Raw genomic sequence first — 18,152 nt, 5'->3', positions numbered from 1 at the left:
TTTTATCATTGCTCTTTCATCGTCCTATTTTCTGATTTGTCCACTTGAGGGTGTGTTTGGCTTCCTCACCCAACTGAATGTTAGCTAAGTTTACTTTTATAACTGACAGCCCGACTGTCTCTGATTAACCTGACAACTTCAGCTTCGCCTCTCGCGCTAACATGGTTAGCAGTGGTACCAGCCCCATAAACATTAATCGTCCATTGGCACATTGTGGACAACTCCAGCATCCTAACGGCTCAGTGACCTTGATGCCTTTAAGGGCTTTGGTTGGCATTTGTTGTTGAATTAGGCTTAACTTTTTACGTCGACAACTGTTAGCCAAAAAACCAAAATGCCTTATCCGCATCACGCCTTTGGGCAGCACATGTAATAGGTAGCGCCGGATAAACTCATCGGGTGCCAGTTGCATGATTTTGCGTTGATTATCGTGGTAATCAACGTAGCTTATATCGATGGCATTAGCGGTAACCTGCTTTAACCGTGATTCGTGCATCATGCCTTTGCGGGTGTAACGCCCGAGATATTCCACCACCGTTTCTGCTTTATACAAACACGCTTTGCTATATACGCACCATGTTTTATTGATGAGGTTATTGGCATCGGTAATGATGAGTTCACGCTGGCGCAGAGCAGCCAACATCTTGGCTTTAAACACGGTTGAGACCGCCTTAACAGGAAATAAATAGTCTGATTTAACGCCACGCCATTGACCTTGCTCAGTGACCACCCCGCCTGGGATTAAACAGTGTAAGTGGATATGCTGGGTTAACGTTTGCCCCCATGTATGCAGTACAGCGGTGCACCCTAACTGACCTTGTAAGTGTTTACGGGTCATGCCAAAGCGGCTTAACGTTTGCCACACCGCTTCGAACAAGGCGCTGTACACTTGCTTTGCCTGTTCATCGGTATGTGTGAGCCCATTGAGCTCATGGGGCAAGGTAAACACCAAATGAAAGTAGCGACAGTGAAGCACTTGCTGTTGCTGTTTCTCTATCCATGCTTGGGTTTGCTTACCCTGGCAGCGTGGACAATGTCTGTCTCGGCATGAGCAGAACACGCTTTGCTGATAGTGACATTGATTACATTGCCATTGCTGTTGACCGAGCGCCGCTGTACGACAAGCTAAAATATGCTGACACACCAAGCGCTGTTGCTGACTCAATTTGTGATGTTGTTGGTAGTTACCGTAATGGGTTTGCAGTATGTCACTCAAGTGATAGTGCGCCATATCATCACCCTAATTCCGCCAGTAAATCGCCCCCTTTATGTCCAAGCTCTGGCGACCAATGCAGGTACCGCTCTGTGGTTTTGATACTTTGATGACCAAGCTGATGTTGCAACTGATTAAGTAGCATGCCTGCGGCTAGTTGATGGGTAGCATAAGCATGACGCAAGCTGTGCGGGCTGCAAGGTTTGGTAATGCCAGCGGCTAACGCCGCTTTTTTGAGGGCTTTACGCACGCTTGAGATATCTAACGGGTAGGTATTCCCATGAGAATACGCACCAAATAGCCACATATCTGGATGATACTTAAGCCAGTAATGGCGCAATAAGTTAAGCAGTGAGGGTGAGATAACAACGAAACGGTCTTTAGCACCTTTTCCCTGACACACTTTAAGTAACTGCCGCTGACCATCAATATCACTGACTTTAATATTGACCAGCTCACTGACGCGTAATCCACAGCCATAGCACAGCGCTATCATGGTGTAATATTTTTGATTAGGGCAGTGCTGCAATAACTGACTAATATCTTGCTTGCTGAGCACTTGCGGCAGTTTTTGGCTAGGACGAGGTAAACACACATCAATCCTAAATTGACGCTTTAAAATGTATTCGAAGTAAAAGTGAATACCATTCAGCTGAAGCTGAATAGACGCTCTTGAGAGTTGCCTTTCAAGGTTTAAATAGCGGAAATAATCACTTAATTGCGTATCGGTAATCGTTTCAACTGATTGATGATAATGCTCTACCAGTTTAGTAATGGCATACAGATAGGCTTTGCGGGTTCGCTCAGAGTAATGTCTAAGCGTAATTTCTTCATGGAATAATTGAGTTTGTACTAACATGACTTACCTCCTTGATAGTGGGAAATCCACTGAGGTAAGTGTGGTTCAAATCACGGGGCTTTGGGCTCCGCGCAGCGGCTTAGTTCAACAGTAATTTAATTGGTGAGTGGTAAACCTTGAGCCGATTTTGCATGACCAGTAAATATTTGAAGGTGAACTTGGGTATATTGTCAGGGCTACCGCATCTTGATCGTGTCAGCTTTACAGTCAAACCAAGGTAAAGTAATGACTTGTACACGTTGTATAAAAAGGATTGTTATGTCTAAATTTGTAACCGAAGTCTGGTTTTGGTATGGGTTAATCATTTGCCCCATTCTGATTATTTTAACGACGTTTGGTCTCGGTGTTCAGGTAGGTAGAACTGTTTATTCAGAGCAACCATTTAGCTTAGATGTGTGGCAGATTGTGCTGATGAGTGTTTTGTTGTTATCTATGAGCGAATTCCGCCGGGCTGTTATGGCTGCAAAAGTGAGATTTAAGTAATGTGCTAACAACCTCAACGGTAAGGTTAATAATCTTTATAAAGGCCTTACATGCTAAATCAACACGCTTGTATAAGAGAATGTATTTGCTAACGTTCAGTGTAATAAAACTCAATTTAATCAATGTATTCCATGCTGCTAAGTTAAAGCTTAACATGGCTGCATATTAGAATGATCATCTAGGTGATAATGTGGTTATCACTCAATTTATAAGGATGTAAAATGGAAGTCGATGTATTTAACAGAACCCATACCAATGACAAAATTATCAGCGGGTCTACTTACAATTTTATCATTGGCTTAACGCTGTTATGGGGTTTTGCCATCAATTGGCTTATGGTGCTGAACATTTCGGTTGAATCAATCAGCAGCATTAATCCTATTATTTTCTTTATTGGTTATTTTGCTTCGTGTTTCTTTGGTATTTACCTTTTTAGCAAATCAGATAAGCCTATTGTGAGCTTTATTGGCTATAACTTTGTGGTGGTACCGTTTGGACTGATTATTAATCTTGTGGTGAGCCAATATAATCCCGATATTGTGCAAGAGGCCATTAGGGTTACCGGTATGGTAACGTTTGTGATGATGCTGTTAGGCTCAATGTATCCAGCCTTTTTTAATAAGATAGCGGGTGGGTTAACCATTGCGTTGATCTGTGTGATTGTAGTGGAACTCATTGAAATATTTATTTTTAATACCCATCACGGCATTTTAGATTGGATTGTCGCGCTGATTTTTTGTGGTTATATTGGTTATGATTGGGCTCGTGCTAATGCAATCCCTAAAACATTTGATAACGCCGTTGATAGCGCTGCGGCCTTGTATATGGACATCATCAATTTGTTTTTACGAGTGCTCAGAATTCTAGGGCGAAAATAGTCTTTAAAGAACGATTCTAATCAGCTTTTTAATAAACCAGGTTAGCCCCTAGAACAGTCGTCAATTCGTATTGGTACCATTGCAGTTAGGTTCTGTTTACACCATCTGCAGTGGTATTTCCTGGCGTTAACTTGTTTCTGTAAGATTGTGCAGTTCAACTTCAGTCCCGCTTTTAGCCACTGAATTTTAGGTACCAACATCATGGCCTTTAACGATTTATTTAGACTCAGTTCCCATGCCGTAATCACTAATGACGATGATCAAGTGCTGTTATTAAAAGCCAATTATGGTGACAAGCATTGGGGCTTACCCGGTGGCGGGCTTGACCCTAATGAAACCATTCATCAGGCATTGCTCCGAGAATGCCAGGAAGAATTAGGTTGTGAGGTAACAATTAATTATCTATCTGGGGTATATTTTCACAGTGCGTATCAATCGCAAGCGTTTATCTTTCGCTGTGAATTACCTGAGTCAGCTCAAATAATGTTAAGTGATGAACACAGTGAGTATGCATTCTTCGCTGTTGCTGACTTATCTTTAGTGCAGCAACAACGGATAAACGATTGCCTAGCGTTTAACGGTCAGGTTTTCAGCGCTGCTTTTTAAAGCCGCTTGATGCCAAGTGGTTAACATGCTCATGATATCGTGTGAGTCTTGCAGTTGTGCTAATGGTCTTGGCACTGTGTATTGCTTACTGTCTAGCGCCGCTAATACCGCTTCTACCTGGTAGTAAAAACCATTGCCTTTGGCTTCAACATTAACAATGTCAGCATCTTGCTCATATAACCTTACCGAAAAATGATTACCATGTGCTTCTGGTAACCAGGGATTTGAGGTGAACTCAATACTTCCTAAGCTGCCTAAAATGGTAAATCCGGCATGTAAGCCATAATCTTCAGCTGTGTGTAAATGACATTGCACGCCGTTTGCATAAGTCACAATAGCCGTAGATTCACAAATATTGCCATCTTGCCCGCGTCGGCCTGTTGCTTGCAGTTGATATTGTTGGCTGACGCTATTACCAAATTGTTGCTGCATGACTAATTGCATTAATGATGCAGGGTAACAACCAAGGTTAAACAACGCGCCAAGACTGGCCGGATTAACAAATTGGCTGATAGCCGCGCAATATTGGCCACGAATACTTTTTACGTCACCAATGACGCCAGATGCTAGCGTTTGACTTAACTGCTGTATAAAAGGATGCGCAAGATACATTAGCCCTTCTAAAAAGAACACCTGGTTTTGCTTAACCGCATCAAGGCTGGTAATGGTTGATGGCATATCGACCGACAGGGACTTCTCACATAAAATAGCTTTACCCGCATTGGCCGCTTTAATCACATACTCGTGGTGCAAATGATTCGGCAGGGCAATATAAATCACATCCACCAATGGATCGTTAATTAATGCATCGAAATCAGTAAATTGATGTGCGATGTTATATTGCGTTGCAAACTCGGCTAACGTTGTGGTGTTACGGCCTGCAACAGCATATATCTGGCTTTGACCTTGGGCTTTTATCGCATCTGCCATCACACCAGAAATAAAGCTGGTGCCTAAAATTCCCCAGTTAATCATTTTACTCATTGGTTACTCCTCGGTGGCTAGGCGTTGATAGTCAAAGGCTTGTTTGAGTTCGGTGAGCCCAGCTTTAATAAAGGCTTGAGTGTGAGGCGCAGCAAAGTGGGCATCAAAGGCAGCTTGATCATCATAACGTTCCCAAAATACAAATTGCTTAGGGTGAGTTTTATGTTGAGTTGCCATAGCAAGTGAGCAGCCGGGTTCGCTATTCATGTCGGCGCAAAATTGACGGATTGCAGCAAGGCCCTGGGCTAACGGTACGTCATCTTTAATGTGAATTTCAGCGGTAATAAATATGCCTGCTTGATCTAATTTGTAATCCATAACAACTCCTCAATAGTGATGGTGCATCGTAAACCAGTTTTCATGACAGCAACATCGCTCGCTGGTGTTTACAGAAAACACTATAGGTTTATAATCTTTGGTATTAATTTATAATCATTGGCATAAATGATTGAAGGGCACTTTGGATAAATTAACCGCAATGCAAGTGTTTAGCTGCGTAGCTGAGCAGGGGAATTATGCTGCGGCGGCGCATCAGTTTAATATTAGCCGCACTATGGTAGGCAAGCACATCAATCAGTTAGAAGGCTATTTAGGCGTTAAGCTAATCAACCGCACCACACGTCAGCAAGCATTAAGTGAGTCTGGTCAATTATATTATCAAGAATGCAAAACCATTTTGGCAGCCATTACTGCCGCTGAAAATACCTTACAAAGCATGACGGGCACGATAAGCGGCAGCATTAAGATTAATGCTCCGGTGAGTTTTGGTAATACGTTATTGGCACCGATTGTGAATCGTTTTTTATTAGCGTATCCGCTAGCCGATGTTGATTTACGTTTAGATAATAATCTTGTCGACCCAATGTTAGACAGTGTCGATATATTGGTGCGCATTGGTGAGCTTGGCGACTCAGCGTTAATTGGTCGGCATATTATGGATTATCACATGCAGTTTTGTGCATCTCCGCAATATTTAGCACAGAACCCTGAGATCATATCGAACGCAGATCTGAGTGACCATCATTGTCTTGGGTTTAGTTACTCAAGCAATGGCTCGTTGTCAGTTGCGCATCAACAAGTTTTTGGCAAACGTCAGTATAGGCTGTCGTCAAACAGTGGCGTGGTGCTGACTCAAGCCGCCATAGATGGGTTAGGCGTCGTGTTACAACCCAGTATTGTCGTTAAAGAGGCCATAGACACAGGTCTCTTGGTTAATATCGCGAGTTTAACCCCACCAGAAGCCATGCCGATTCATTTATTGTATAAAGACAAAAATTTACCACTCAAGACTCGAACACTTATTGATTTTATTGTAGCTGAATTAACCTAGTCCAAGATTATAGTTTTCTATCATTTATGTCATTTATTATGCATTTAGTGAGAAATAAGCACCCTGAGGAGTGCTTGTTTAATTTGAACATCATTTCATGACGTCATCAGTTGTATTTGCGCGTTCAGAATGGTTAGACAAAAATAAAATCAGGGACTAATCTAGTATTAAACAAATTGCTAGAGAATTCGCTATCAGACTTTTATTGGTTTTGCTATTTTTTTGCAGTTTTTACGTTACCAGTAAACCTATTGAATTAACCGATGCTGTTGATGAGTTATTCATTAATAAGCAATTGGCTATTTTACAGGTTACAAGTGACGATGTGTCGTTTGAAGATGCACTCAATCGTTATCGACAAGGTGAATTTTCCCCTAACCATGAGGGCAAAGTGAGTTTTGGTTTTACTCGTGATGTCATCTGGACTTCTGTGCTCATTAACAATGCATCTAGCATAGCCATAAAGAAAGTTTTTTACCTTGATTCCGCTTGGCTAGATAGTGCTGACTTTTACTTTGTTCATCAACATCAATTAGTTGCTAACCTCTTCACTGGCGACACACTTCCTTTTAGCTTGCGTCGCTCACAAACCCGTATGATTTCAGAAGAATATGAGTTTGAGCCTGGCCTAACTCAAGTGCTGATTCGGTTTGAATCAAAAGATCCCTTATTAATTCCACTGTATTTAACAACGGCGCAAACTATTCAACAAAATGCAGAGCTAAATCACTATTTTTATGGCTTTTTATACGGTGCGTTTTTCATTTTGTTGGTGTACAACATTGTGCTTGCCGTGAGTTTAAAAGATAGTCGGTATATTTATTATTCATTGTATTTACTGTCTTTTTTGAGCTTAAATGTGGCTTATACAGGCCATGGTTTTAAAGTTCTCTGGCCAGAGAACTTGTTTGTTCAACGTTGGGCCATGATCTTTTTTCTTTACAGTTACATTATTTTTGGCATTGCTTTTTGCTTTGAATTTCTAAAGCTAAAAACCTATTTGCCTCGCGTATATCGTTTTAGTCAGCTCATTTATGCTGCGCTAGTACTACTTATGCTGGCAGTGTTTATTAATGCCGATCAACTGTTAGCAGTGAATATTGGCGTGGGATTAACTTCGTGTTTAGTGGTGATTTTTATCAGCCTTGGGTTGCTGGCATTAAAAAATGGTCATGCAATGGTTAAATTTTTTATTCCAGCGGTGTTTATTGGAGCTGGCGGCGCGGCTTTTTCGGCCGCCACAACCTGGGGCATAATTCCATACAATACATTCTTATTCCATGGTATCGAGATTGGTATGTTGATTGAAATGTCGATTTTAGCCTTAGCGTTAGCGTTCAATTTAAAAGAGGTTGATAAGGCGCGAATAACCGCAGAAGTGATTGCTCAGTACGATCACTTAACAGGCTTGTATAATCGACGAGCTTTTACTATTAATGCTGCGCCATTGTGGGAGTTGGGTGTAAGAGAGCAAACGCCATTGAGTATGATCCTGCTAGATATAGATTGGTTTAAAACTATTAATGATAAATACGGCCATGCAGTGGGAGATTCGGCCCTAAAAGCGATAGCCAAAACATTACAACAACATATAAGAAAAAGTGATGTACTTGCCCGATGGGGCGGAGAAGAATTTATTATATTTTTACCTAATACTTCGCAACAAGCAGCGATTCAATTGGCCAATACTATTCGTGAAAAGATAGCGTCCGTGGCGGTATTTCACGACGGGGAGGGGTTATCTGTTACAGCCAGTTTTGGGGTGGCAGAGTATCACAGCCAGATGAATAAATTAGAAGAACTGATTAAGCTGGCAGACAAGGCGTTATATCAGGCCAAAAATAGTGGCCGTAATGTGGTGTGTGATTTTCCATCTCCGATTACGCACCCATCACAACCCCAAGAAATAGCTCAGCAGGATGCTGTTTAGCCACACTCGCTTAACCTTGTGTAAAGATTTAATACGGGCATTAGTTCAAATTAAAGCCCGTATTATTGTCTTCAAGTCGCTAGCAAATATTACAATGTCATCATAAAGAGGGCGTGTTAATCATTCCCTTCAAAACAATGTCATCATAAGTGACAAAGCCCAAAATACTGCCGGACTCGACTACGGGTGCTTTATTAATATTAAAGCGTTCAAATAACCTTGCGGTATAGCGTACATCCATATCGGCTGGTACAGAAAATACCGGCTTTATCATAATCTCATAAATATTGGTGCGCTCTGGCGACTTGTCTTTTGCCAGCACTTTACGGGCGATATCACTCATTAATACCATGCCGTATTCGTCATGTTCGTTGCGTTTATCGACCACCAAAATACTGACATTTTTGGTCACGGCAACTTGAATAGCCTCCGCAACTGTATGCATACCGTCCACCATGGCGTAACGGTTATTCATCACATCGCGATTACGGGTAGGGGCTGACTTTGTCATATTTGGTCCTCAATGTCTTTACTCAACTTTTCAACCTGATGAGCCACACCTACGGCATCTTCAACATCAATTTGAATCGCAATCCCTTTACCTGAGTTGGTATCAAATTCACCCACTTTGGCAATGGTTTCTAAAATACAGCGACACATATGTTCTTCAACCAACCATAAAATGACATCGCGCTGGACATCTAATGTAAGGCCCATAAAGGTTTTCTTTTTTTCTAAGCCTTCACCTCGTGCATGGTTTATTACCGTAGCGCCAGTGGCCCCAGCAAGACGCGCGGCATCGAGTACTTCGTCGGTACAGTCTTCGTCAACAAAGGCGACGATTAATTTAAAGCGCATAGGTTACTCCTTAATCGCTTTACGTTTGGATAAATAGTCAACGATTTGGGCATAACCCATTACGGTGATCATCGGAAATAAACTGGCAAAGGCGATTAAACCAAAGCCGTCAATGAGTGGGTTTCGGCCTTCAACGTTGGTGGCAAGCCCAAGGCCTAGTGCCGCAACCAAAGGCACGGTTACAGTGGATGTGGTCACGCCGCCTGAGTCATATGCCAGAGGTACAATCATTTTAGGGGCATAAAAGGTTTGGATAACCACAATGACGTAACCGGCCATAATGTAGTAATGGATGGGATCGCCAACCACAATACGAAAGCAGCCTAAGGTAATCCCAATAGCGACACCCAATGCGACCGAAATGCGTAAACCTTGAATACCAATGGTGCCAGCAGATACTTGATTCGCTTTAATTGCCACGGCAATCAGCGACGGCTCGGCAATGGTAGTACTAAAACCAATTGCAGCTGCAAACACATACACCCAAAAATAATCTTGCCAAATAAACGGTGCTTTGCTGCCATCGGGGTGTAAAAACTCGCTGGTGGTTAATTGGTTTGCCATGCTTTCGCCAATGGGAAACAGTGCGAGTTGCAAACCGACTAAGAAAAAGGTTAACCCTATAATCACGTAGACAAAACCCAGTAACACTTTGCGCCATTGGGTGACAGGGCGTTTGAGTACGCCAAGTTGAAAGCCAAACAAAATCACTGCAATAGGGATGACATCACGGGCAGTGAGCAAAAATGTGCTAATCAGCTCAGTAAACAAATTGGCTCCTTATCGCACGCATCAGTTTAGAAACACCATGCCGTAAATCAATACAAAAATCATTGGGCTAAGGCTGGCAAAAGCAATGAGGCCAAAGCCGTCTAACATTGGGTTTCGGCCTTTAATCACACTGGCAAGGCCGACTCCTAATGCTGTTACCAAAGGCACGGTAATGGTGGATGTGGTGACGCCACCTGAATCGTAGGCAATACCAATAATATTGGCAGGGGCAAAGCTGGTGAGGATCATCACAAGTACATAACCACCAATGATGATGTAATGAATAGGCCAACCCTTAAGAATACGGATCACGCCAAGTAAAATGGCTAAACCTACCGAAATTGCAACCGTGATACGCAGTCCCATAGCATAGGAACTCATGGCCTGCTTATTGGCCTCAATCGCACCCGCATTAGCGGCGACTTGAGCCGCTTCATTGGCTACGGCTGTTAGCGCAGGTTCAGCTAATGTGGTGCCAAATCCTAATGAGAACGAGAAAATCACTAACCAAAATACACTGCCTTTTCGTGCTAATGCTTCAGCTAATGATTCACCAATGGGGAATAAGCCCATTTCTAAACCAAATACAAAAAATGTTAAACCCAAAACAATAAAGACTAGGCCAATAAGAATAGACCCAAGCTCAGCAGGCGCTTGATGTAGGACAAATATTTCAAAAAAACTGACCACTAATATGATGGGGACAAGGTCTTTAAAGCTACTGAACATGGCTTGGAGCAATTTAGCGATGGCAGACATCTATACTCCTGAAAGTAAAGTGACGGACTGTGATACTGCCTGACAGTATCTCTGGTTGTTCAATTCTGGTTGTTCAATAGCAAACGTTTTATTCAGTGTGACTCTTGATAGTATTTTCGCAACATATTGTTTACAATGATTTTCATTAAATTGACTCAGATCATAAAAGTCAGGCAAACTGTGCCGTACATCTTTGATTACTGATTTATACCCTGTGTAATAAAGGATCTTAGGTAAAAACTAAAAAGGACTTTAACCATGAAAAAAACACTTTTACGCTTATCCATTATCGCCGCGTGTGCAAGCCACATGGCCTTCGCTCAACCTACTGATATGGTCACTGGGGCGGTTGATTTTTCAACAGCATATCAACATTACAACCAGGCTGTTGAAGCTAATAACCAAGCCGATATCATCACCTATGCCCAACAAGCTTACGAACTTGGCGAAGTTAAATTTGGCGCAGACAGCATTGACAGTGCCAAATTAGCGATGAATTGGGCTAATGCTATTGTTGCGCAGTCAAAGCAGAATAATAACGGCCGGGTGATTCAAGATGAACAGGTGATAAAAGCGCAACAATTATTTGAGTCAGCTTTAGCCGTGTACCGTCTAAAATTACCTGAAAATGATATTGCCTTTATCGATCCACTTGTGGGCTTAGCTGAAACCACCGCTGATGATGCCTATGCCAAAAAAGTGTTGTTTGAGGCGATTGATATTGCTCAAGAGGCGGATAATGAACTCACTGTAGCTGAAGTGAAAACCTTAGCTTTTTATCGCCTAACGGGCACGGCGTTTTATAATAGAGCGGTGAGAAGTTTCGCTTTTGACGCCTATGATATCTATGTCAGTAAGCTTCCAGAAAACGCGATAAAACGTGTTAATGCGACTTATCTTTATGGGGCATTAAATGAAGCAATGGGTAAACACACTAAAGCTGTGGATGCTTTAGTTGAAGTGATAAAACAATATCAAGCATTGCCTTATAGCCACCCACATGAGCTGCGTGCTCATGCCTTGCTGGTTGATATTTATCAAAAACGAGGCCAAAGTGATCAAGCCACTGAGCATTGTATTGCCATTGGTAAAATGACGCCGTGGAATGAGCAACAAGAGCAAACGCCTTTATTTAGAACACCACCAGATTACCCTATGTCTTATGCAAAACGGGGTAAAAGTGGTTGGGTAAAATTACAATTTACTGTTAATGAGCAAGGTTTTGTACAATCACCACAAGTGCTTGACTCTAAAGGTGGTAGTCAGTTTGAAAAAGAATCAATTGAGGCGCTAAGTCAGTGGCGTTACGCGCCTAAATTTGTTGATGGTAAGCCGGCACAGGGTACTTCAACAGTGCGCTTAGACTTTACCCTAGGTTAATGAGTCTATTGAGTTGTGAGTTAGCTTAATAAATACATACTCAACATGCCCACACACACAATCACAAAGCCAGATTCAATCATGAACTGGCTTTTTTTTAGCTGTTTTTTACCTTGCTTTAAAATGGTCACCAGTTGGTTTTGTTTGTAGATTCGGCACGATATTAATGAGGTTTGTGGATCGGCTATGAGTTGAAAACGACACTTTTTACCGTTATCGAGCAACACATCATGCATGCTTTGTAAGCCAAAGTTAAATTTGCGCGACACGACCTTACCATTAATAAATACGCGCTCTAAACCACACCAATTGCTTGCTTGTAACTCAATGTTGTCTTGATTGAGAAGGTAAGAAAATTTAATCATAATGCTCATCCTTTCATATGATAACTGCACAATTTACCGATACAAACTCTGTTAGCTTAAGGTCATTTCAGTTGGTTTTTATTTCCTTATTAACATTAATAAAGCAGAGCTATGTGACAATTTCCAGCACAGAAATATGAACAATTTGCGAAATAAAGCTATGTTGTTGGTGGCTATCAGAATATTTATTTTTATATTTTGTATTGCAAAACGCCAGCGCTTAAGCATTGAGTAAGACGCGGGCAAAGATAGGGGGCTAGTATCAATGTGACAGTGAATCAAGATGGTCAAATAGGCATTAGCCCATTTTCATTTTGACCTTATTGGTTTTAAAGCTCGCAATGGTTAACTTAACTGCTGTAGTCGGTTGTGGGCTTTGTTAAGCAGTGAAATAGGCTTTTAATAAGTCTTTCCAGGTAATAATGCCGACAACATTGTTGTTCTCTAACACCGGAAGGCAACCAATGTCATGGTCTAAAATTAATTTACTGGCGAGGTTGATATCACAGTGCGGCGCGATAGTGATGGGGTTATGGCTCATTACTTGATGGACCCGTTTTTGTAATGTTTCTGTGTCACGTATTAATTCAGCTGCAGTACCGATGTTGGGGCTAAGGGCTCTTAAAAAGTCTCGGTGGGAGAGAATACCCGCTAAATGATTATTTTCATCGAGTACCAGTAAATGGTGAAAGCTAACATTGTCGAATATTTCTTTGGCCAGCGAGAGTCTGTCATCCATGTCGATAGTCACCACACGGGTTATCATAATATCCGCCACGCTTATGAAGCGTTTTGCTGTTGTTTCAACGATATCGTTAGCAGTTTCGTTCGGTGCTGTCATAGATGATTCCCCACTCATTTATTCTTTTATATCAGATAAATATTAGCGTAACAATCAAATAACAACCAACAACCGCAGCAAAAGTATTCAGGGTTATGATGCGGTTTGTCTTTACACAGAGTTGCATGACTTCGAAAGAGAACAACTATTCATTCAGTCATCCGCCTTGTTTAAGCCCTTTTAAATTCTCGCTGAGAGATCATTTACTAACGCGCAATGGTATAAATGGCCTGCAAGGTACTTTTGGTATTTAATCGGTTTGAGTTGATGTATATCCACCAAAACTAAACCATCTATGCAATCGCCAAATTCTGGGTCAATGCCAAAGTCTAAAAACTTCACGCCTTGATTGTCGCAAAGTTCACCATATTGCTTAAATAATGTGGGTACCGATACCGCCATATTCGCTAATGTCCTTTTAAGTATTTTAAAGTTTTCCGCGTAGTCGCAGCCGTTAAACAAGAGCTGTAATTGGGCTGTTCTGTCTGGGGTAAATTGATAGGGATTAAATGAGCGTGCTAGCGTTTCGCTGGTCGCAAACTGTTGTTGATAAAAGAACACCAACATTTCTTTTGCTTGCAATGGCAGGCTGTCACTTAATGATACTGGGCCAAATAAATAACGATATTGAGGGTGCTTAACTAAAAACGCACCAATGCCTTGCCATAGGTATTCTAAACTGCGTCGGCCCCAGTATTTAGGTTGTACAAAGCTGCGGCCAAGTTCTAATCCTTGTTCGAAATAAGGTTGAAATGCGTCTTTATAATCAAATAGAGATTGGCTGTAGAGCGAGTCATGACCGATTTGTTCATGTAACGCCTTAGCGCTGGCAAAACGATATGCACCGACAATTTCTAAATCATCTTTGTCCCACAATACCAAGTGTAAATAGTGATTATCGTATTTGTCGGTGTCGCGGCGTTTGCCTGTACCTTCACCTACAGCGCGAAAAGCGATTTCCCGTAAGCGGCCAATTTCACGCATGATAGCGCTACTGTGTTGATGCTTATAAAGATAGATTTGTTTGTTGTCTTGAGTTTGTCCGAGTAATTCGCATTGAGATAACGCACTTTGCAGTTCGCTGCGCTTTTCGGGATGAGCGATGGCATTTTGGGTGGTAAATAATGGGCTACGATTTTTACCAATGCGGTATAAATGATTTTTAAGTAATTTCACTTTAGTTTTTAGCGGGAAATCTTGGTTGTTAACCACTTCTTTAGCAATCAATTGCCCAATACGTACCGGCATGACTTGGTCGACTTGCTTAAACATCTCTTTGACTAGCAGTAAGGTGGCTAGCGGTTTGTAAATCATTGAAGCGCCGTAAAAAGTGGCTGAGTTTTTTGCGTCAACAAACACGGGTAATAACGGCGCATTACAGGCGCGTGCCATTTTTAAAAAACCACTGTGCCAATGTAAATCGGTGACACCGGTCGGGCGCAGACGTGACACTTCACCCGATGGGAATATTAGTACCGCACCTTCATTTTTAAGGTGGTGGTGTATTTCATCGAGATGTTGCTTGGGCGTGCCGCCTGTCATGTTACGTACGGGTAATAAAATCGAATGCAGCGGTTTAATGGCCATTAACAATTCATTAGCGACCACTTTAATGTCAGGGCGAACCTGGCTGATAAGCTTAATAAGGGCTAGAGCATCGAGTGAGCCAATGGGGTGATTGGCGTATATCACCACGCGCCCTTCGTGTGGGATATTTTCAACTTCGTTATTAGGTACACTGTAAGAGAAGTTTAAACAGGCTAGAATTTGCTCGACAAAGTCTACGCCAGATAAATGTGCGTGTTCGTTGGCAATGTCGTTACATTGTTTCTCGTGAAGCAAATAACGCAACATGGCTTTGGTGGGCGCTGCTAACCACGGCTTGTTGTGCACATTTGGCAGGTTTTTCTCTACTACATTATCGACCGTAAAAATCATAACCTTATCCTTTTTATGCTACGTGCTGTTTTTTAGGTGTGATTGGGTTGTCATGCATATGGCGTAGCACAATATTGGCGACAGTTTCAGCTTGTAGGGTTTGCTCGTTCCATTTAAGCAGCTGCACATCGCCTTCAAGGGTTTCTGCAATCAGGGTGCAGTTTTCAACCCAATCCCCATCGTTGGCGTAAATCAGTAGTTGTTGATTAATGCTGTGTTCTGACAGTTCTGGCTGGTGGATATGGCCGCACACCACCATGTCGACCTGTTTTTTAGCGGCGTAACGCAATACGGCATCACGATATTGATTAATGGCTTGCTGGGCCTTATTAACCCTAAGTTTGATATAACTGGCTAACGACCAATAGGGATAACCCATGGTGCTTCTCACCGCATGCAGTTGTCGGTTTAGCCAAAGCAAAACATCGTATAAATGATCGCCTAATTTGGCATAAGCGCGGTTGACGCACACTTGCGAGTCAAATTGATCGCCATGAAGCATTAAAAAGCGCTTGCCCGTGATGGACTCATGAATGTGTTGTTTTGCTAAGGTGATACCTCTGAAGTGACTGTCAGCATAGGCTTTAAATGCTTCATCATGGTTACCTGGAATAAACACAACCTGAGTGCCGTTACTGGCAAGTTCAAGGATTTTTTTGATGACGTTGTCGTGGCTGTCAGGCCAATACACTCTTTTTTTAAGCGCCCACACATCGACAATGTCCCCAACTAAATACAGGTAATCACTTTGGCTGTGGTTTAAAAAGTGCAGTAAAAATTCGGCTTTACAGTCAATACTGCCAAGGTGAACGTCTGATATCCACAATGCATGAAACGTTTGCATTTGCAGTGGGTGTGTAAGGTGCGAAACAGGTTGTCTTGCTAACCGTGGTGTTGTTTTATGTGGGTGAGTTGTCATCGTCTGCCAGTTTCCCAATACACAGGTTGCGTCAGTGTTGATTTAGGGTAGGGCAGTTATTTGACGCCAAGGTGAACGATTTATTGCAACTTGATTAAAGTGTTAGCCAATAAAAAAGGAAATGCATAGGCATTTCCTTATTTAGCAATGTATCGATGGGGCAAGTCTGGCACTCAGCCGTGGCGATTATTGTGCCGCATCAATAATGGCTTTAGCCATTTCATCGGCAACCGAACCAGTGGTGCGGTTTTCGGCGTCAGCACGGCTAAAAATAGTTAATAGCGTATGATAGATTTGCTCCACTTTGGCTTTAGATGCCGCGGCGTCATAGTTTTTCTCAAATGACACATTAATAATACCGCCAGCGTTAATCACATAATCTGGTGCGTACAAAATGCCCATTTGTTTGAGTTTTTCACCGTGGCGCACTTCAGCTAGTTGATTGTTAGCACAGCCTGCAACGATGGTCGCTTTGAGTAGTGGTAATGTGCTGTCGTTCAATGTCGCACCTAATGCACAGGGCGCGTAAACATCAACATCTTGCGTATAGATATCTTGCGGGGCAACAACCGTTGCACCAAACTCAGTCGCGACAAGGTCAAGCGACGCTTGATGAATGTCAGTGACAATCAACTCAGCCCCTTCTTCGTGTAAATGTTTACATAGGTAGTAACCTACGTGCCCGACACCTTGCACAGACACTTTAATGCCTTTAAGGCTGTCGATGCCACGCTGATGTTTAATGGCGGCTTTAATCCCCAAATAAGTCCCTAATGCGGTTAACGGAGATGGGTCGCCTGATTTTCCTTCCATACCAGCTACAAACTCTGTTTCACGGCTGGCAATCATGATGTCAGATGTTGATACACCGACATCTTCTGCTGAATAATATTTACCGCCTAGGCTATTAACAAAGCGGCCAAAGGCTAAAAATAGTGCTTCGCGGTCGGTCGTTTTAGGATCGGCAATGATCACCGCTTTACCGCCACCCATTGTTAAACCAGCAAGCGCATTCTTATATGTCATGCCGCGGGATAAACGTAAAACGTCAGTTAGGGCTTCATCATCTGATTGATAATTCCACATACGACAACCACCAACAGCTGGACCTAGGTTAGTGTTGTGGACCGCGATAATGGCTTTGAGGCCACTTTGCTTGTCATGACAAAATACCACTTGTTCGTGTTCATCGAACGAAACATGATTAAATACTGCCACGTGTAATCTCCGCTTGCTGTTTGTAAAAGTAAAGTGATTGTACCAAGTGTTATTGAGTACTTAGAGGTACAAACGATTGCTTGTTATATTTATTGCAGCACGATAGCATTTAGCGATACTCTCAACAAAGCATGATTTGGTTATTTTTGTGATTGATGTGGCAATTTAGCTTGCCACTTTACGTAAACGTAAAGTAACTTATGTTGCGTCGATGTTTTTGAGATTGAATTTTAGGTTAATTAATGTTCTAACCTGAAAAATAACAATAAGATAGGAAGTATTATGACTGAAGAAGTTGCAGAGCAGGTTACCGAGCCAGCAGTAGATCAAGAAGCACTAAGACAAGAGTGGGTACGTACTCAATTTCAAAAAGCCAATCGCTTCTTAGCTGAAAAAGGCGTGATCCCAAATAATGTACTCGCCAGTGAAAGTCGTTATCTTGCACCTTATTTAGCTATTTGGAAGATGGAATCCAAACAACCTAAAAAACAAACTTTTTGGGTAATGTCGGGCGATTTGCCGTCTGACTATGTCGATGTCAAAGTAGCAGCTACGGCACGTGATGCCATTCGTCATTTTTCAATGATGTGGCAATTAAAAGCCGAAAACCTGCACAAATCGGGCATAACCAAAGATCCGACGCAGATGAAGTTTGCTCAGCTACTCGTGTCTCGTGCCGAAAGCTTATATAAAATGCATCAAGACGAGAAACTTTGGGGTTAATACCTCAACAGCGCAAATAAACAAAAAAGGCACCTAGGTGCCTTTTTTGTTTATTTTAACTAGAGCTCTCGGAGTCTCATTTACTAACGCGCAATGG

20 protein-coding genes are annotated in these 18,152 nt (G+C 42.1%); 7 read left to right on the top strand and 13 right to left on the bottom strand.

From position 1 onward, the window contains the following. Window positions 1–124: 124 nt before the first annotated feature. Window positions 125–1,231, bottom strand: coding sequence for an IS91 family transposase (locus GQA99_RS05705; protein WP_160052924.1), 1,107 nt, complete (start codon window positions 1,229–1,231; stop codon window positions 125–127). Window positions 1,232–1,235: 4 nt separating this feature from the next. Continuing rightward, window positions 1,236–2,072, bottom strand: a complete 837-nt coding sequence (locus GQA99_RS05700; protein ID WP_160052923.1) for a tyrosine-type recombinase/integrase — start codon at window positions 2,070–2,072, stop codon at window positions 1,236–1,238. 258 nt (window positions 2,073–2,330) lie between these two features. Here GQA99_RS05700 and GQA99_RS05695 point away from each other — a divergent pair, with 258 nt between their 5' ends. The 3 genes from GQA99_RS05695 (at window position 2,331) to GQA99_RS05685 (ending at window position 4,039) form a co-directional block, all read left to right on the top strand. After that, window positions 2,331–2,555 (top strand): hypothetical protein, encoded by a 225-nt coding sequence (locus GQA99_RS05695; RefSeq protein WP_160052922.1) that lies wholly within the window; start codon window positions 2,331–2,333, stop codon window positions 2,553–2,555. Window positions 2,556–2,776: 221 nt separating this feature from the next. Next, a complete protein-coding gene (locus tag GQA99_RS05690) occupies window positions 2,777–3,433 on the top strand; it encodes a Bax inhibitor-1 family protein (protein ID WP_160052921.1) in 657 nt (218 codons plus the stop codon). Window positions 3,434–3,634: 201 nt separating this feature from the next. Beyond that, the gene (locus tag GQA99_RS05685) at window positions 3,635–4,039 is read left to right on the top strand and encodes an NUDIX hydrolase (RefSeq protein ID WP_160052920.1); all 405 of its coding nucleotides are present in this window, start codon (window positions 3,635–3,637) and stop codon (window positions 4,037–4,039) included. On the opposite strand, the gene GQA99_RS05680 is transcribed toward GQA99_RS05685, so the two are convergent. Both GQA99_RS05680 and GQA99_RS05675 read right to left on the bottom strand, forming a co-directional pair. Beyond that, window positions 4,001–5,023, bottom strand: a complete 1,023-nt coding sequence (locus GQA99_RS05680; RefSeq protein ID WP_206194568.1) for a Gfo/Idh/MocA family protein — start codon at window positions 5,021–5,023, stop codon at window positions 4,001–4,003. The two genes, GQA99_RS05685 and GQA99_RS05680, sit on opposite strands and share 39 nt — an antisense overlap. Window positions 5,024–5,026: 3 nt before the next feature. After that, window positions 5,027–5,341 carry a putative quinol monooxygenase gene (locus tag GQA99_RS05675; protein ID WP_160052919.1) on the bottom strand — a complete coding sequence of 105 codons (315 nt, stop codon included), beginning with the start codon at window positions 5,339–5,341 and terminating at the stop codon, window positions 5,027–5,029. 142 nt (window positions 5,342–5,483) lie between these two features. On the opposite strand from GQA99_RS05675, the gene GQA99_RS05670 reads away from it, so the two are divergent. After that, window positions 5,484–6,353: a LysR family transcriptional regulator gene (locus tag GQA99_RS05670; RefSeq protein WP_160052918.1), complete on the top strand. Its 870-nt coding sequence runs from the start codon at window positions 5,484–5,486 to the stop codon at window positions 6,351–6,353. Window positions 6,354–6,558: 205 nt separating this feature from the next. Further along, the gene (locus GQA99_RS05665) at window positions 6,559–8,283 is read left to right on the top strand and encodes a diguanylate cyclase (protein WP_160052917.1); all 1,725 of its coding nucleotides are present in this window, start codon (window positions 6,559–6,561) and stop codon (window positions 8,281–8,283) included. A 100-nt stretch (window positions 8,284–8,383) separates the two neighbouring features. On the opposite strand, the gene GQA99_RS05660 is transcribed toward GQA99_RS05665, so the two are convergent. The 4 genes from GQA99_RS05660 to GQA99_RS05645 are packed head-to-tail and all read right to left on the bottom strand — an operon-like array spanning window position 8,384 to window position 10,671. Beyond that, the gene (locus tag GQA99_RS05660; RefSeq protein WP_160052916.1) at window positions 8,384–8,794 is read right to left on the bottom strand and encodes a CBS domain-containing protein; all 411 of its coding nucleotides are present in this window, start codon (window positions 8,792–8,794) and stop codon (window positions 8,384–8,386) included. After that, window positions 8,791–9,141, bottom strand: coding sequence for a P-II family nitrogen regulator (locus tag GQA99_RS05655; RefSeq protein ID WP_160052915.1), 351 nt, complete (start codon window positions 9,139–9,141; stop codon window positions 8,791–8,793). Before GQA99_RS05655 ends, GQA99_RS05660 begins: the two co-directional genes overlap by 4 nt. Window positions 9,142–9,144: 3 nt before the next feature. After that, on the bottom strand, window positions 9,145–9,912 hold the full coding sequence (locus GQA99_RS05650; protein ID WP_160052914.1) for a DUF1538 domain-containing protein: 768 nt from the start codon (window positions 9,910–9,912) through the stop codon (window positions 9,145–9,147). Between the two features lie 21 nt (window positions 9,913–9,933). Continuing rightward, window positions 9,934–10,671: a DUF1538 domain-containing protein gene (locus GQA99_RS05645; RefSeq protein WP_160052913.1), complete on the bottom strand. Its 738-nt coding sequence runs from the start codon at window positions 10,669–10,671 to the stop codon at window positions 9,934–9,936. A 258-nt stretch (window positions 10,672–10,929) separates the two neighbouring features. Between GQA99_RS05645 and GQA99_RS05640 the strand changes: the two genes are divergently transcribed. Beyond that, window positions 10,930–12,051: an energy transducer TonB gene (locus tag GQA99_RS05640; RefSeq protein WP_160052912.1), complete on the top strand. Its 1,122-nt coding sequence runs from the start codon at window positions 10,930–10,932 to the stop codon at window positions 12,049–12,051. Between the two features lie 20 nt (window positions 12,052–12,071). Here the strand turns inward: GQA99_RS05640 and GQA99_RS05635 are convergent, their stop codons facing one another. From GQA99_RS05635 to GQA99_RS05615, 5 genes are all read right to left on the bottom strand, one after another. Beyond that, entirely contained in the window at window positions 12,072–12,416 is a 345-nt protein-coding gene (locus tag GQA99_RS05635; protein WP_160052911.1) for a hypothetical protein, read from the bottom strand. A gap of 379 nt (window positions 12,417–12,795) precedes the next feature. Continuing rightward, window positions 12,796–13,257, bottom strand: a complete 462-nt coding sequence (locus tag GQA99_RS05630; protein ID WP_160052910.1) for a CBS domain-containing protein — start codon at window positions 13,255–13,257, stop codon at window positions 12,796–12,798. Between the two features lie 180 nt (window positions 13,258–13,437). Further along, on the bottom strand, window positions 13,438–15,195 hold the full coding sequence (gene olsF, locus GQA99_RS05625; protein ID WP_160052909.1) for a bifunctional ornithine lipid synthase OlsF: 1,758 nt from the start codon (window positions 15,193–15,195) through the stop codon (window positions 13,438–13,440). Between the two features lie 13 nt (window positions 15,196–15,208). Next, complete coding sequence (locus GQA99_RS05620) at window positions 15,209–16,114, bottom strand: UDP-2,3-diacylglucosamine diphosphatase (protein ID WP_160052908.1); 906 nt, start codon at window positions 16,112–16,114, stop codon at window positions 15,209–15,211. 186 nt (window positions 16,115–16,300) lie between these two features. Then, complete coding sequence (locus GQA99_RS05615) at window positions 16,301–17,332, bottom strand: Glu/Leu/Phe/Val dehydrogenase dimerization domain-containing protein (protein WP_160052907.1); 1,032 nt, start codon at window positions 17,330–17,332, stop codon at window positions 16,301–16,303. A gap of 282 nt (window positions 17,333–17,614) precedes the next feature. Between GQA99_RS05615 and GQA99_RS05610 the strand changes: the two genes are divergently transcribed. Continuing rightward, window positions 17,615–18,055, top strand: a complete 441-nt coding sequence (locus GQA99_RS05610; RefSeq protein WP_160052906.1) for a DUF4826 family protein — start codon at window positions 17,615–17,617, stop codon at window positions 18,053–18,055. Window positions 18,056–18,152: the final 97 nt, after the last annotated feature.

The organism is Shewanella litoralis, assembly GCF_009828585.1.
Taxonomy (GTDB): Bacteria; Pseudomonadota; Gammaproteobacteria; order Enterobacterales; family Shewanellaceae; genus Shewanella; species Shewanella litoralis.
This window is presented reverse-complemented; position numbering and strand designations above follow the sequence as displayed.